Raw genomic sequence first — 15,136 nt, 5'->3', positions numbered from 1 at the left:
GAAATTTGGGGTTTGATTATGCTCGACCGGGACGGCTTCAGGCCCAACGTCGGCATCATCCTGCTCAACCAGAGAAACCAGGTTTTTTGGGGCAAGCGCATACGCACCCACTCCTGGCAGTTCCCGCAGGGCGGCATTGATCGCGGCGAAAGCCCCGAACAAGCCATGTTCCGCGAGCTGCATGAAGAAGTGGGCCTTCAGCCGGAGCATGTGCGCATCGTGGCCCGTACCCGCGACTGGTTGCGCTACGAGGTGCCGGATCGGTTCATCCGCCGTGACGCACGCGGTCACTACAAAGGCCAGAAACAGATCTGGTACTTGCTGCAATTGACGGGGCACGACTGGGATCTCAACCTTCGGGCGACGGATCATCCGGAGTTCGACGCCTGGCGCTGGCACGACTACTGGGTGCCGCTCGATGTCGTCGTCGAGTTCAAGCGCGGCGTCTATGAAATGGCCCTCACAGAACTGGCGCGCTACCTGCCGCGCCAGGACTTCCGCAACCGCTTCTTGCGCAGCAACGTGCGAGGGCGGGAATTCGATCGCCACCCGTTCGATGCGGGCGCACCCGCCGGCATGGATCTGCCACCGGGCGGCACATTCGATCCGAACCCCAATCTTTCTTCCGCGAGCGATGAGTCCTCTCCCCACAACGCGCCATTCCTGCCGACGCAGCGCTGAGCTTGCGCTCGCCCTTTCCGCCTGCTGTTTCCTTGCCGCATGCGCGTCCTCCAGCGGACGCAACCGTGACAACCCCGACTGGGCGCAGGCCGGATCGCCCCCGCCGCCAACGGTGACGGCCAGCGATGCGGAGTGGAAGGAAACCGACGTGCCGCCTCCGCCGGCATTTGCGGAGAGTCGGGCGATCGCCATCGACGTGCAGGGACGCACGGAACTCAAGTTCAGCATCGATCCGGCAACCATCGCAATCACCAAGGATGGCGTGGTCCGGTACGTGGTGGTCGCGAGCAGCGGTCGAGGCGGCGCCACCAACGCGTATTACGAAGGCGTTCGCTGCTCCACGGAGGAGGTCAAGACCTATGCCCGCTTCAATGACGGCAAGTGGGACGAAACCGTGAACGCCGAATGGAAGCCCTACCGGCAGATCAGGTCAGGCTACGTGAGGCAGTTGACCTACCAGGGTCTCTGCCGCGGCCATGGGACGCAAGTGTCGGTCCAGGAAACCGTGCAGATGCTGCGCAAGCCCGTGCGCGAGGTCGAGTAGGCGACGTTTCCGGCCTTTTCAAGTCGATGCGGCTTGCCGTCTGGACTTGATCCCTGGAGGGGGCGCAGAAGCGTCAAGATTCCGCAGCGAGGGCGCCGAGATCGATGTCGGCAGCAGGAAGATTCATGCCTTCTGCATCAGGACCATGTTGTCCCGGTGCACCATCTCCGGCTCGGCCACATAGCCGAGCAGGCTTTCGATCTGACCGGAGGGCTTGCGGCACAGCAGCCGCGCTTCGGCGCTCGAATAGTTGGCCAGCCCCCGGGCCAGCTCGGCGCCTGCCGGGTCGCGCACTGCGATCACGTCCCCGCGCGAGAAATCGCCCTCCACCGCCGTCATGCCGATCGGCAACAGGCTCTTGCCCTCGGCCCGCAGCTTGGCCGCCGCACCGTTGTCCACTGTCACCGCGCCGCGCATCTGCAGGTGATCGGCCATCCAGCGCTTGCGCGCCTGGTGCTTGGCGGTCTGCGCGACCAGCAAGGTGCCGATGGCTTCGCCCGCCGCCAGCCGCAGCAGCGCGTCCTGCTCGCGGCCCCAGGCAATCACTGTCGAGGCGCCGGATGCTGCGGCGCGCTTGGCCGCGAGGATCTTGGTGATCATGCCGCCGCGCCCCAGGCTGGAACCGGCGCCGCCCGCCATCGCCTCGAGCGCCGGGTCGCCGGCCACGGCCTCGTGCACGAAGGTGGCCGAGGCATCCTTGCGCGGGTCCGCCGTGTACAGGCCCTTCTGATCGGTCAGGATGACGAGCGCATCCGCTTCGACGAGGTTCGCAACCAGCGCGCCCAAGGTGTCGTTGTCGCCGAACTTGATCTCGTCGTTGACCACCGTGTCGTTCTCGTTGATGACCGGCACCACGCCGTGCGCGAGCAAGGTCACCAGGGTCGAGCGCGCATTGAGATAGCGCTCGCGGTCCGCCAGGTCGGCGTGGGTCAGCAAGACTTGCGCGCTGCCCAGGTTGTTCTGGCGCAGTTTGGTCTCGTACATCTGTGCGAGCCCCATCTGCCCGACGGCAGCCGCCGCCTGCAGTTCATGCACCTCATGCGGGCGAGTGCGCCAGCCGAGGCGCTTCATCCCCTCGGCGATCGCGCCACTCGACACCATCACGACTTCGCGGCCATCGCGCACCAGGGCCGCGAGTTGACGACACCACTCGCCGATCGCGCCTTCATCGAGGCCACGGCCTTCGTTGGTGACCAGGCTCGAGCCAACCTTGACCACGATGCGGCGCGCATCACGCAGGACTGTGGAACGGGGACGTTGGGTCATGTCAGAGAGAGCGATCTGGGATTGGAATCGAAGGAAGCCACCTTCTCGATGGCTGCAAAAGGCGCGAGAAACTCAGGCGGATTCGGGCGGCGGCTCTGAAATCGACGTGGCCTTGCCAGCCCGACCCGATCCGCCGCGCGGGGCGGACGCTGCGGGACCCGGCTCTGGCGGCTCCGTCGCAAAGCGCGGATCGACTTCCGCCGGCGCCTGCTCGGCAACCTGCTCGGCCTTCACATGCTTGTAGATCGCCTTGACCAGGGGTTCGCAGCCTTCACGCGTCAGCGCGGAGATTTCGAACACCGGTCCCTTGAAGCGCAGCCGCTTGACGAAGTCCTTCACGAGCGCGGCACGCTCATCGGCCGGCACCATGTCGAGCTTGTTGAGCACCAGCCAGCGCGGCTTCTGATACAGCGCCGCGTCGTACTTCTTCAGTTCCCCGACGATCGCCTTGGCCTGCGCCACGGGGTCGATGCTGTCGTCGAAGGGGGCCATGTCGATCACGTGCAGCAGCAAGCGAGTGCGCTGCAAGTGGCGAAGGAACAAGTGGCCCAGGCCCGCGCCTTCGGATGCGCCTTCGATCAGGCCGGGCAGGTCCGCCACCACGAAGCTTTGCTCCGGCCCCACCCGGACCACGCCCAGGTTCGGATGCAGGGTCGTGAACGGGTAGTCTGCGATGCGCGGTCGCGCATTCGAGATGGCGCTGATCAGGGTCGACTTGCCTGCATTGGGCATGCCGAGCAAACCGACATCGGCGAGCACCTTGAGCTCGAGCTTCAGGCTCTTCTTCTCGCCGGGCCAGCCCGGCGTCTTCTGCCGCGGCGCGCGGTTGATCGCACTCTTGAAGCGCATGTTGCCGAAGCCGCCGTCGCCGCCCTTGGCGATGGTGATGACCTCGCCCGGCACCAGCAACTCGTACAGCACTTCGCCGGTCTCGGCGTCGGTGATGATCGTGCCCACCGGCATCTTCAGCGTGATGTCGTCGCCCGCCGCGCCGAACATGTCGGAGCCCATGCCGTGCTGACCGCGCTTGGCATCGTGGCGGCGCGAATAGCGAAAGTCGACCAGCGTGTTGAGATTGGGGTCGGCCACCGCGAAGACGTGGCCACCACGACCACCGTCGCCGCCGTTCGGGCCGCCGAACTCCTTGTACTTCTCATGGCGGAACGACACGCAGCCGTTGCCGCCATCGCCGGCGGCGATGTCGATGAAGGCTTCGTCAACGAACTTCATGGGATGTGCAGTCTACAGAGTGAGGGCCCCGCAACCGGGGCAAAAACAAAAAAGCCCCGACGAGCGGGGCTTCGAAGCGGGTCGAAGTGACCTGGGCTCAAGCCGCAGGCGTCACGTTGACCGTGTGCTTGTTCAAGGCACCCTTGTGGCCGAACGACACGTGGCCGTCGACCAGGGCGAACAGCGTGTGGTCCTTGCCCAAACCGACGTTCACGCCGGGGTGGAACTGGGTGCCACGCTGGCGCACGATGATCGAGCCTGCGCTGATCAGTTCGCCGCCGAACGCCTTCACGCCGAGCATCTTGGGCTTGGAATCGCGCCCGTTTCGCGTTGAGCCGCCGCCTTTTTTCTGTGCCATTTCAGCTCCTTAACCGGCGATCGCGCCGATTTGCAGTTCGGTGAACTGCTGGCGATGGCCTTGACGTTTCTGATAGTGCTTGCGACGGCGCATCTTGAAGATGTGCACCTTGTCGTGCTTGCCGTGCGACAGCACCGTGGCTGTCACCGTTGCGCCGGACACCAGGGGCGCGCCGATCTTGATGTCCGAGCCGTTGCCGACTGCGAGAACCTGATCGATCACGATTTCCTGGCCTACGTCCGCAGCAATCTGTTCTACTTTAATTTTTTCGCCGGAAGCAACGCGATACTGCTTGCCGCCGGTTTTTATGACCGCGTACATGTAATGACCTCTTTGTCCCTGTGAAGGGGTGATGGCTCCACGGACGAATTTCCGCAGAGCCCAAGATTATAGCCCGGAATTGTCAGCCAACGCTAACTGGCATTTAGCGCTCACGGGAGGCGGGTGGGGCGCTCCCTATAATCCCCGGCCAACCCGGCCCCCGCAGGCCGACTTCAGATACCACCCCTCTCCGGCGCCTGGCGCATTCGCTTTGTCAGTCACCCCTGCTGCTTCTTCCACCAACGCCGTACTTGACCTGATCGCCGAAGACATGGGCGAGGTCGACCGCGTGATTGCCACGCGACTCGACACCGGCGTTCCACTGGTCAGCGAGGTTTCACGCTACATCATCTCGGCGGGCGGCAAGCGCTTGCGCCCGGCGCTGCTTCTATTGATGAGCGGCGCGCTCGGCTATCGCGGTGCGCAGCGCTTCAATTTGGCGGCCGTGGTCGAGTTCATCCACACCGCCACGCTGCTGCACGACGACGTGGTCGACGAGTCGACGCTGCGCCGCGGTCGCGCGACGGCCAACGAATCATTCGGCAACCCGGCCAGCGTGCTTGTTGGCGACTTCCTCTACTCGCGCGCGTTCCAGATGATGCTGGACGCCGACAACATGCGAGTGATGCAGATCCTGGCCGAAGCGACCAACGTGATCGCCGAAGGCGAGGTCCTGCAATTGATGAACATGCACGACGCCACGCTCGACGAGGCGGCGTATTTGCGCGTGATCCGCTCGAAGACGGCCAAACTGTTCGAGGCCAGCACCCGCCTGGCGGCCGTTCTCGCGGGCAGCACGCCCGCCGTGGAGGAAGCCTGCGCCACCTTCGGGCAGGCGCTGGGCACCGCATTCCAGGTGATCGACGACGTGCTCGACTACGCCGGCGACGCCAGCGAAACCGGCAAGAACCTCGGCGACGACCTGCGCGAAGGCAAGGCCACGCTGCCGCTGATCCTGGCCATGCAACGCGCGACGCCGGAAGGCAGCACGCTCATTCGCAACGCCATCGAAGCCGGCGACACCGAGAAGCTACCCGCCATCGTGGCAATCGTGCGCGCCACGGGCGCCCTGGACGCCACCCGCGCAGCAGCAGCAGCAGAGGCACAACGCGCCATCGATGCCTTGCGAGGCCTGCCTTCGAATTCGTACTCGCAAGGTTTGCTACAATTGGCGGCTCAGTTGCTTGAGCGTCGCACCTAAGTTACCTAAAGTCTTACGCGGGTCGTTTCTCTGTTTTTCGCAACAATCGGGGTGTAGCTTAGCCTGGTAGAGCGCTACGTTCGGGACGTAGAGGCCGGAGGTTCGAATCCTCTCACCCCGACCAGCCACATGTGGCTGTGAATTGCCAAATGCTTCTCAGACTGTTGCCACTGTTGCACGGCTGCGATTTACAGCATAGGGTCGATCAGCGATGATCGTGAATCAATTTTTCACGTTTTTTACAATCGTTGAATGGCCGCAGCCGATCCCCTTGCCAAAGAAAACCCGCCCATCGCGCTGCCAGGGCTGGCCCGCGCGCTGATATCGGCTGGCAAGCTGGCGGCAAGGACGGCTGAAGAGATCTACCAGAAGTCGCAATCGAGCCGAACGAGCTTCATTGCGGAACTCACGGGCACCGGTGCCGTGTCTGCGGCGGACTTGGCCCACACGCTGTCCAACGCGTTCGGCGCGCCCTTGCTGGACCTCGACGCGATCGACCAGCAGCGCCTGCCAAAGGACCTGCTCGACCCCAAGCTTTGCCAGGCCTACCGCATCGTGGTGCTGAGCAAGCGGAGCAATCGTCTCATCGTCGCCACGGCCGATCCATCCGACCAGCAAGCCGCGGAAAAGATCAAGTTCGCCTCGCAGATGGGCGTCGACTGGGTCATTGCCGAGTACGACAAGCTCTCGCGCATGGTCGAGGCCGCCGCGGTCAGCGCTGCGGAAACCATCGACAACATCGTCGGCGCCGAGTTCGAATTCGACGATGCGGCCACCGAGGCCGCCGACACCGAGCAGGCGGTCGCGGAAGTCGAAGACGCGCCGGTGGTGCGCTTCCTGCACAAGATGCTGATCGATGCGTTCAGCATGCGCGCATCGGACATCCACTTCGAGCCCTACGAGACCCAGTACCGCGTGCGCTTCCGGGTCGACGGCGAATTGCGCGAGATCGCCACGCCGCCCATCGTCATCAAGGACAAGCTGGCCTCGCGCATCAAGGTGATCTCGCGGCTGGACATCTCCGAGAAGCGTATTCCGCAAGACGGCCGGATGAAGCTCAAGATCGGCCCGGACCGCGTGATCGACTTCCGGGTCAGCACCTTGCCGACGCTGTTCGGCGAGAAGATCGTGATCCGGATTCTGGACCCGAGCAGCGCCCGCCTCGGCATCGACGCGCTCGGCTACGACGCCGACGAGAAGGAACGCCTGCTCTCGGCCATCGCCCGCCCCTACGGCATGGTGCTGGTGACCGGCCCGACGGGCTCCGGCAAGACCGTTTCGCTCTACACCTGCCTGAACCTGCTGAACAAGCCGGGCGTGAACATCGCGACCGCGGAAGATCCGTCGGAAATCAACCTGCCCGGCGTCAACCAGGTCAATGTGAACGAGAAGGCGGGGCTGACCTTTGCCACGGCCCTGCGCGCCTTCCTGCGCCAAGATCCGGACATCATCATGGTCGGCGAAATCCGCGACCTGGAAACCGCCGACATCTCGATCAAGGCCGCGCAAACCGGCCATCTGGTGTTGTCCACGCTGCATACCAACGACGCTCCGACGACGCTGACGCGGATGCGCAACATGGGCATCGCGCCGTTCAACATCGCGTCCAGCGTGATCCTGATCACCGCGCAACGCCTGGCCCGCCGCCTGTGCACCGTGTGCCGCGAGGCGCACGAGGTGCCACGCAAGGCGCTGATCGATGCCGGCTTCAAGGATCGCGACGTCGACGGCACCTGGAAGCCATACCGCCCGGTCGGCTGCAGCGCCTGCAATGGTGGCTACAAGGGCCGCGTCGGTATCTACCAGGTGATGCCGATCAGCGAAAAGATCCAGGAAATCATCCTGCGCGACGGCAGTGCCCTGGACATTGCCAGGCAGGCCGAGGCCGAGGGTGTGCGCTCATTGCGCCAGTCCGGTCTGAAAAAGGTCATGCAGGGGCTGACATCACTTGAAGAAGTGGTGGCGGTCACCAACGAGTAACACGGCGCACGAGGACTGAATGGCAACTGCAACATCCGTCAGGAACATCAAGGAAACGATCTTCGAATGGGAAGGTCGGGACCGCAATGGCAAGCAGGTGCGCGGCGAGATGCGCGCATCGGGCGAGAACCAGGTGCAGGCCTCGTTGCGGCGCCAGGGTGTACTGGCCACCAAGATCAAGAAGCGCAAGATGCGCTCGGGCAAGTCCATCAAGCCGAAGGACATTGCGATCTTCACGCGCCAGCTTGCGACCATGATGAAGGCCGGCGTGCCGCTGCTGCAGGCCTTCGACATCGTCGGCCGGGGCAATGCAAATCCGAGCGTGGCCAAGCTGCTCAACGACGTCCGCGGCGACGTGGAGACGGGCACCTCGCTGTCGGCTGCGTTCCGCAAGTTCCCGAAGTACTTCGACAACCTGTACTGCAACCTGGTCGAAGCGGGTGAGGCGGCCGGTATCCTGGAAGAGTTGCTCGACCGCCTGGCCACCTACATGGAAAAGACCGAGGCGATCAAGTCCAAGATCAAGTCGGCGCTGATGTATCCGACCTCGGTGATCGTGGTGGCCTTCGTGGTGGTCGCGGTGATCATGATCTTCGTGATCCCGGCCTTCAAGCAGGTGTTCAGCTCCTTCGGCGCCGACCTGCCTGCGCCCACGTTGATCGTGATGGCGATCAGCGAATTCTTCGTGTCCTACTGGTGGCTGATCTTCGGCGTGATCGGCGGCGGCCTCTATTTCTTCATGCAGGCCTGGAAGCGCAACGAGCGCGTGCAGAAGTTCATGGACCGCTTGCTGCTCAAGCTGCCGATCTTCGGCACGCTGATCGACAAGTCCTGCATCGCGCGCTGGACGCGCACGCTCGCGACCATGTTCGCAGCCGGCGTGCCGCTGGTCGAGGCGCTCGACTCGGTCGGTGGTGCGTCGGGCAACTCGGTGTATGCCGATGCCACGGTGAAGATCCAGCAGGAAGTCTCGACCGGCACCAGCCTGACTGCGGCAATGACCAATGCCAACATCTTCCCGTCGATGGTGCTGCAGATGACCGCCATCGGCGAGGAATCCGGCTCGATCGACCACATGCTCGGCAAGGCCGCCGACTTCTACGAATCGGAAGTGGACGACATGGTGGCCGGGCTTTCGAGCCTGATGGAGCCCATCATCATCGTGATCCTCGGCGTCATCATCGGTGGCATCGTGGTGTCGATGTACCTGCCCATCTTCAAGCTCGGCCAGGTCGTCTGATGTGGTTGTCGGCAGGGGCTGAGGCCGCGGTGGCGGCCGGCCTGCTCGGGTTGTTGATCGGCAGCTTTCTCAATGTCGTGGTCTACCGCAAGCCGGCGATGATGTATCGCGACTGGCTGACGGATTCGGTGGCCGCGCTGACGCCGTCGCCAGAGCAGCCGAGCTTGTGGACGCTGGTGTTCGGCGACAAGTCGGCCACGCCGCCCGCGCTGGAAGCCGCCGCGACGCCGGCGCTGGCGCAGATCGAGGCGCTGCCGCCGCTGAGCCTGTCGGCGCCGCGCTCGCGCTGCGGCGCCTGCGGACACACGATTCGCTGGTACGAGAACATTCCGGTGCTGAGCTACCTGCTGTTGCGCGGCAAGTGCTCCGCCTGCAAGGCCGGCATCAGCATCCGCTATCCATTGGTCGAGCTGTCCGTCGCGGCCTTGTTCGCGCTGGTGGGATGGCGCTTCGGCCTCAGCCCCGTGGGCGGGCTCTGGGCCGCCTTCAACGCGCTGCTGGTCTGCCAGTTCCTGATCGACCTCGACACGCAACTGTTGCCGGACGAATACACCTACGCCCTGTTGTGGCTGGGGCTGGTCGGCGCGGCGCTCGGATGGACCGGGGTGACGTTGAACTCGGCCGTCTGGGCCGCCTTCACAGGCTACATGTTCTTCTGGGTGGTTGCCACGCTGTTCCAGAAGGTCCGCGGCAAGGAAGGCATGGGACACGGCGACTTCAAGTTGCTGGCGGCGCTCGGTGCATGGCTGGGGGCCGACTACCTGCTGGCGATCGTGCTGGTGTCGTCCATCGTGGGCGTCATTCTCTGGGTCGTGCTGCGGATCGTCGGCAAGGTGGCGCACAAGGACATTCCAATTTCCTTCGGCCCCTGCCTGGCCGGCACGGGGATCGTGTGTTTCGTGCTCGGGCCGCACGCGGTGCGCCTGCTGGCGCCGTTCGCGTTTCCCCTTCCGCAGTTCTGAGCACCCGGGGAAATGCCTTCACCTTTGCGCGAGAGAGCCCGCGGCATGCGTCGCATCGGCCTGACCGGCGGGATCGGCAGCGGCAAGAGCACGGTCGCAGGCATGCTGGTGCAGCGCGGCGCCGCGCTGATCGACACGGATGCGATCGCCCGCTCGCTCACCTTGCCGGGTGGGCAGGCGATGGCGCCCATCGCGGCGCAGTTCGGCCAGGATGTGGTCCAGGACGACGGCGCCCTGGACCGGGACCGCATGCGCCAGATCGTGTTCCAGGACGCGTCCGCCAAGCGCCGGCTGGAGGCCATCCTGCACCCGCTGATCGGCACGGCCTGCGACCAGCAGGCGGCGCAGGCGCAAGGCCATGACATCGTCGTGTTCGATGTGCCGCTGCTGGTCGAGTCGGGCCGCTGGCGCGCGCGCGTGGATCGGGTGCTGGTGGTCGATGCCACCGAGGCCACGCAGATGGGCCGCGTGATGGCGCGCTCCGGCTGGTCGGAGGAAGCGGTGCGCTCGGTAATCGCGCAGCAGGCCAGCCGCGAGGCCAGGCGCGCCGCAGCCGATGCAGTGATCTTCAACGAGGGCCTGAGCCTCGCGCAGCTCGATGCCGAGGTCGAGGCGCTCTGGCTGCGGTGGATGGGCAGCGGCGCGCCATAATTGCGCTCTCGCCGGCGTCGCACCGGCAAGCAGTTGCACCCACAAGACGCGCCTCCGGATTGACCGGGCAACGCCACACGATTCGATGCTTTTCAACTCCTACGCGTTCATCTTTGCCTTCTTCCCGGTCGTGCTGATCGGGTTCTTCCTCATCGGCAAGCACAACATCCGGGCCGCAGCCGGCTTCCTGGCCCTGGCGTCGTTGTTCTTCTACGGGTGGTGGAGCGTGAAGGCGATGCCTTTGCTGGTGCTGTCGATCTGCTTCAACTACTGGTCGGCCCAGCGACTCACGCCTCAGCCCGGCCGCTCCGACAAGCAGCGCAAGCGCATGCTGGTGCTGGCGTTGACGGCCAATCTCGTGGTGCTGGGCATCTTCAAGTACGCGAACTTCTTCATCGCGAACGTGAACGACGCGTTGACGGCAGCCGGCACCTCGCCCATCGAAATGCTGCACATCGCATTGCCGATCGGTATTTCGTTCTACACCTTCACGCAGATCGCCTTCCTGGTCGACTGCTGGCAGGGCAAGGTGCATGAGCGCAGCTTCGTGCACTACGCGCTCTTCGTGACCTACTTTCCGCACCTGATCGCGGGGCCGGTGCTGCATCACGCGCAGATGATGCCGCAATTCGCCAACCCCTCGACCTACCGCGTCGACCCGAACAAGGTCGCGCTGGGGCTGGCGATCTTCACTTTCGGCCTGGCCAAGAAGCTGCTCATCGGCGACAAGATGGGCCAGTACGCCGACATGGTGTTCAACGGCGTGCACGGCGGCGTCATGCCTTCGCTCTACACGGCGTGGTTTGGCGTGCTCGCGTACACGATGCAGATCTACTTCGATTTCTCGGGCTACTCCGACATGGCGGTGGGCCTGTCGTTGTGCCTTGGCGTCCGGCTGCCGCTCAACTTCAACTCGCCCTACAAGTCGACCAACATCATCGAGTTCTGGCGCCGCTGGCACATCTCACTGTCGACCTTCCTGCGCGATTACCTCTACGTGCCGCTGGGCGGCAACCGCAAGGGGCAGACGCGGCGCTACATCAACCTGTTCCTGACCATGCTGCTGGGCGGCTTGTGGCACGGTGCGGCCTGGACCTTCGTGATCTGGGGCGCGCTGCACGGGGGCTACCTCATGGTCAACCACCTGTGGAATGCCAAGGTGCGGCGCAACGTGCCACCGGGTCGTATTGCCAAGGTGCTGGGCTGGCTGCTCACTTTTCTCTGCGTGATGATCGCCTGGGTGGTGTTCCGCGCGGAAAGCATGACCGCGGCGGTCGAGATCTACAAGGGCATGCTCGGCTTGCACGGCGTTCCGGACGGCGCCTTCGGCGAATTCATTGTCCCCTACCGCAAGCCGGAGTTCTTCCAGACGCTGCTGGTCGCGCTGGTGGTCTGCCTGGCACTGCCGCCGACGATCACGCTGGAGCGCTGGGTGCCTCAGCCGATTTTCCTGGCCACGCGTCCGCGCGCAGGCTCGATCGCGACCGTCGTGATGGCGCTGCTGACCGTGACGATGCTGGCCTTCTGCGTGTCGCAACTCGGCTCCTACAGCCCGTTCCTCTATTTCCAGTTCTAGGAATGACCGCCATCTGGATCGCGCCGGCGGCGCGCACCGTATTCGGGCCGTGCAGATGAGTCCGGCGAAGCTTTGGCTGCGTATGTTTTTCGCCGGCTTTGCCGTCATCGTTGCGATGCTGCTCCTGACGCTTTTCACCACGGTGCCCTATGGCGACCTGTCGCGCCTGTCCCGCCTGTCCGACGCCGAATTCGGCTGGCAGCAACGCCCACCGACATTGCCGGAGAAGCCCTTCATGGTCGCGGTGCCGCTGGCCGAGGCCGACATCGTGGTCATCGGAGACAGCTTTTCCATGACGCATGTCTGGCAGGCCGAACTGGTGCGCGCCGGCTACAAGGTCACGACGATCTATTGGGGCTCCTATCACGAGACGATGTGCGCCGACGTGCAGCAGTGGCTGATCGACGCCGGCTTCCGCGGCAAGCTGGTGATCTTCGAATCCGTGGAACGCCTGCTGAAGGAGCGGATGAGGCTCAGCACCCAGTGCGCGCACATGACCGCGCCGTTCATTCCGCGGCTCAATCCCCCTGTGGTGGCGCTGGCCGAGAAGCCGGGCTTCGCCCTCAATTCGACAGCGACGCTGGCCACCGGCATCATCACCTGGGACCGCACGCGGCGCGCGCGCGCGGCGCCGGGCGACATCAGCTTCGACGAAACCCAGGTCCGCGTGGTGCCGGATGGCTGCGCGCTGTTCAGCAACCCCTTGTGCCCCAAGGTGCTCTTCTTCAAGCAGGACCAGAAGGCCGGCGAGCTGGATGCCGGCGACTTCGAGCGCATGAAGGAATTCAACGCAAGGCAGACACGGATTCCCTATGTCTGGATGGTGATTCCCGACAAGACCACCACCTACTTCAACCAGAACCATTCGAAGGCCTTCCGCGATGTCTACCTGCCGGCGAAGCTTGGGCCCGACTTCTTCACGATGGCCGCCGAGAACCGCGACAAGATCAAGGATTTCTACTTTCCGAACGACACGCACATGTCGACCTACGGACAGGGCATCCTCGGAACGATGATGTTGCAGGCCGTGCGCGAGGTGCTGGCGCGGCCCGGCGCCGCGCCGCAATAGCGCGGTGACTTCGACATGAGCCCCGCCAAGCTCTGGCTCCGCGTTTTCTTCGCCGGCTTCGTCGTCATCACGGCGCTGCTGGTCGTCACGCTGCTGACGCCCGTTCCCTATGGCGACCTGTCGCGCATCGGGCGCGTGTCCGATCATGAATTCGGCTGGAAGCTTCAGCCGCCTCCCGTGGTCGAGCAGGACCTGATCGAGTCGCCCGTCAGCCAGGCCGATATTTTGATCGTGGGCGACAGCTTCTCGATGACGCACCAATGGCAAGCCGTCCTGGTGCATGCCGGCTACCGCGTGACCACCACCTACTGGGCCACCTACAGCGAGGCGCTCTGCGGCGACGTGGACGCGTGGCTCGCCGAGGCCGGCTTCCACGGCAAGCTCGTCATCTTCCAGAGCGTGGAACGCCTGCTCGACGAGCGCATGCAGAAGTCGGAAGCCTGCGTGAACGGCCGCATGAGCCGCAAGTTCACCGCCAAGCCGGAGCCCTTCATCCATCCGTTCACGGGCGTGCCCGGCTTCGAGCTCAACTGGACGGCAAGGCTCACCAGCGGCCTCGTGACCTACCGCAACACCCGGCGCGCCAAGGAAACCAGGTCGGACGTCCTCATCAGCCGGGCAACCATGGTGCGTCTCGTGCCCGATGGCTGCGATCGCTTCAGCCACCGCCTCTGCGACCGCGCCCTCTTCTACAGCGACGACGTCGACAACGGCCCGCTGACGCTCAAGACCCTGGAGCGCTTCAAGGCCTTCACCGCAGCGCGCAAAGCCACGCCCCTGTTGTGGATGGTGATTCCCAACAAGACGACGACCTACCTCAAACCCGACTATTCCAGGGAATTCGTCGACGGGTTCAACAAGCTGGGCATGGGACCGGACCTGTTCAGCCTGATGCGCGAGCAGCGCCTCACGATGCGCGACCTGTACTTCCCGAACGACACGCACCTTTCGACGCACGGCCAGGTGTTCCTGGGGCAATTCATGCTGCAGGAGGTGCGCAAGATCCTCCCTCCGCCAGCAAGTACGCCGCCTTAACATTCTGTTGAAGCTATGATCCCCGCAACAGCCCTCCGACACGCGTGATCCTCTACGAGTACCCCTTCAACGAGCGCATCCGGACCTACCTGCGCCTCGAACATCTTTTTCGCCGACTCGGCGAACTGGTACCGGCCGATTCGGCGCTGTCGCACCACTACGCGCTCGTCACGATCTTCGAGATCATGGACGTGGCGGCCCGCGCCGACCTCAAGGCCGACGTGATGCGCGACCTCGAGAAGCACAAGCACGTCTTCAACAGCTATCGCGGCAATCCGGCGATTTCCGAAACAGTGCTCGACCAGGTGATCGCCCAGCTCGAGCGGCACTTCAACACGCTCAACACGGTGCCCGGCAAGGCTGGCCAATCGCTGACCGAAAACGAATGGCTCATGAGCATTCGCAGCCGCGCCGGCATCCCGGGCGGCACCTGCGAGTTCGACCTGCCGGCCTACTACGCGTGGCAGCATCACAAGGCCTCGGCGCGACGCACGGACCTGGAACGCTGGTCCGCCACGCTGTCTCCGCTGGCCGAATCGATCTACCTGCTGCTCAAGCTCCTGCGCGACGCCGACGTGCCCTACAAGGTGATCGCGGCCAACGGGCAGTTCCAGCAGACCCTGCCGCAAGGCCGGACCTTCCAGTTGCTGCGCATGCGCATCGACCAGACCCTGGGCCTCGTCCCGGAAATCAGCGGCAATCGCCTGATGGTGTCGGTGCGCCTCATGAAGCTCGGCGAGGACGATCGCCTGCACCAGAGCAGCGAGAACGCCCCCTTCGAACTCACGCTTTGCGCATGACCGACCCGGTGAAATTCAGCGAACGCATCGTTCGCTGCCCCGGCTGTGGCGAGGACACCTACTACGCGCCTCGCAACCCCTATCGTCCGTTCTGCAGCGCGCGCTGCAAGGGGCTCGACCTGGGCGCCTGGGCCAGCGAATCGTTCCGGGTGGCGGCCGATGCGCCGCCCGACGACGAGCCCTTCGGCGACCCCAGGCTTCAATAGGCGTCGTGGGGCAAAA

Annotated in this window: 16 protein-coding genes and 1 tRNA gene; 13 read left to right on the top strand and 4 right to left on the bottom strand. The window is 64.4% G+C overall.

Annotated features, from left to right (window positions below; genetic code table 11):
* Nucleotides 1-18: 18 nt before the first annotated feature.
* Nucleotides 19-681 carry an RNA pyrophosphohydrolase gene (locus tag HCU76_RS20305; RefSeq protein WP_218510504.1) on the top strand — a complete coding sequence of 221 codons (663 nt, stop codon included), beginning with the start codon at nucleotides 19-21 and terminating at the stop codon, nucleotides 679-681.
* A gap of 112 nt (nucleotides 682-793) precedes the next feature.
* Nucleotides 794-1,225 (top strand): CNP1-like family protein, encoded by a 432-nt coding sequence (locus tag HCU76_RS20300; RefSeq protein ID WP_371319864.1) that lies wholly within the window; start codon nucleotides 794-796, stop codon nucleotides 1,223-1,225.
* Nucleotides 1,226-1,348: 123 nt separating this feature from the next.
* Here HCU76_RS20300 and proB read toward each other — a convergent pair whose 3' ends face one another.
* The 4 genes from proB to rplU form a co-directional block, all read right to left on the bottom strand.
* Nucleotides 1,349-2,491: a glutamate 5-kinase gene (gene proB / locus HCU76_RS20295; RefSeq protein WP_218510460.1), complete on the bottom strand. Its 1,143-nt coding sequence runs from the start codon at nucleotides 2,489-2,491 to the stop codon at nucleotides 1,349-1,351.
* 72 nt (nucleotides 2,492-2,563) lie between these two features.
* Complete coding sequence (gene cgtA, locus HCU76_RS20290) at nucleotides 2,564-3,721, bottom strand: Obg family GTPase CgtA (protein WP_256354306.1); 1,158 nt, start codon at nucleotides 3,719-3,721, stop codon at nucleotides 2,564-2,566.
* Nucleotides 3,722-3,818: 97 nt separating this feature from the next.
* Nucleotides 3,819-4,079, bottom strand: coding sequence for a 50S ribosomal protein L27 (gene rpmA, locus HCU76_RS20285; RefSeq protein ID WP_213953196.1), 261 nt, complete (start codon nucleotides 4,077-4,079; stop codon nucleotides 3,819-3,821).
* Nucleotides 4,080-4,088: 9 nt separating this feature from the next.
* Nucleotides 4,089-4,400 (bottom strand): 50S ribosomal protein L21, encoded by a 312-nt coding sequence (gene rplU / locus HCU76_RS20280; RefSeq protein ID WP_213953195.1) that lies wholly within the window; start codon nucleotides 4,398-4,400, stop codon nucleotides 4,089-4,091.
* 271 nt (nucleotides 4,401-4,671) lie between these two features.
* Here rplU and HCU76_RS20275 point away from each other — a divergent pair, with 271 nt between their 5' ends.
* From HCU76_RS20275 to HCU76_RS20225, 11 genes are all read left to right on the top strand, one after another.
* A complete protein-coding gene (locus HCU76_RS20275; protein WP_213953310.1) occupies nucleotides 4,672-5,601 on the top strand; it encodes a polyprenyl synthetase family protein in 930 nt (309 codons plus the stop codon).
* A 47-nt stretch (nucleotides 5,602-5,648) separates the two neighbouring features.
* A tRNA-Pro gene (locus HCU76_RS20270) sits at nucleotides 5,649-5,725 on the top strand.
* 128 nt (nucleotides 5,726-5,853) lie between these two features.
* Complete coding sequence (gene pilB / locus HCU76_RS20265; protein WP_213953194.1) at nucleotides 5,854-7,581, top strand: type IV-A pilus assembly ATPase PilB; 1,728 nt, start codon at nucleotides 5,854-5,856, stop codon at nucleotides 7,579-7,581.
* Nucleotides 7,582-7,600: 19 nt separating this feature from the next.
* A complete protein-coding gene (locus tag HCU76_RS20260; protein ID WP_213953193.1) occupies nucleotides 7,601-8,821 on the top strand; it encodes a type II secretion system F family protein in 1,221 nt (406 codons plus the stop codon).
* Entirely contained in the window at nucleotides 8,821-9,783 is a 963-nt protein-coding gene (locus HCU76_RS20255; RefSeq protein WP_213953192.1) for an A24 family peptidase, read from the top strand. Before HCU76_RS20260 ends, HCU76_RS20255 begins: the two co-directional genes overlap by 1 nt.
* A 45-nt stretch (nucleotides 9,784-9,828) precedes the next feature.
* Nucleotides 9,829-10,434 (top strand): dephospho-CoA kinase, encoded by a 606-nt coding sequence (gene coaE / locus HCU76_RS20250; protein ID WP_213953191.1) that lies wholly within the window; start codon nucleotides 9,829-9,831, stop codon nucleotides 10,432-10,434.
* Nucleotides 10,435-10,519: 85 nt separating this feature from the next.
* Nucleotides 10,520-12,010 carry an MBOAT family protein gene (locus tag HCU76_RS20245; RefSeq protein WP_218510459.1) on the top strand — a complete coding sequence of 497 codons (1,491 nt, stop codon included), beginning with the start codon at nucleotides 10,520-10,522 and terminating at the stop codon, nucleotides 12,008-12,010.
* A gap of 82 nt (nucleotides 12,011-12,092) precedes the next feature.
* Nucleotides 12,093-13,079 carry a hypothetical protein gene (locus HCU76_RS20240; protein ID WP_218510458.1) on the top strand — a complete coding sequence of 329 codons (987 nt, stop codon included), beginning with the start codon at nucleotides 12,093-12,095 and terminating at the stop codon, nucleotides 13,077-13,079.
* A 15-nt stretch (nucleotides 13,080-13,094) separates the two neighbouring features.
* Nucleotides 13,095-14,114 carry a hypothetical protein gene (locus tag HCU76_RS20235; RefSeq protein ID WP_218510457.1) on the top strand — a complete coding sequence of 340 codons (1,020 nt, stop codon included), beginning with the start codon at nucleotides 13,095-13,097 and terminating at the stop codon, nucleotides 14,112-14,114.
* Nucleotides 14,115-14,158: 44 nt separating this feature from the next.
* Nucleotides 14,159-14,914 carry a cell division protein ZapD gene (zapD, locus tag HCU76_RS20230; protein ID WP_213953187.1) on the top strand — a complete coding sequence of 252 codons (756 nt, stop codon included), beginning with the start codon at nucleotides 14,159-14,161 and terminating at the stop codon, nucleotides 14,912-14,914.
* Nucleotides 14,911-15,120: a DNA gyrase inhibitor YacG gene (locus HCU76_RS20225; RefSeq protein WP_213953186.1), complete on the top strand. Its 210-nt coding sequence runs from the start codon at nucleotides 14,911-14,913 to the stop codon at nucleotides 15,118-15,120. The genes zapD and HCU76_RS20225 overlap by 4 nt, the downstream gene beginning before the upstream one ends.
* The last annotated feature ends 16 nt before the right edge of the window (nucleotides 15,121-15,136 follow it).

The organism is Variovorax sp. dw_308, assembly GCF_019207085.1.
Lineage (GTDB): Bacteria > Pseudomonadota > Gammaproteobacteria > Burkholderiales > Burkholderiaceae_C > Variovorax.
This window is presented reverse-complemented; position numbering and strand designations above follow the sequence as displayed.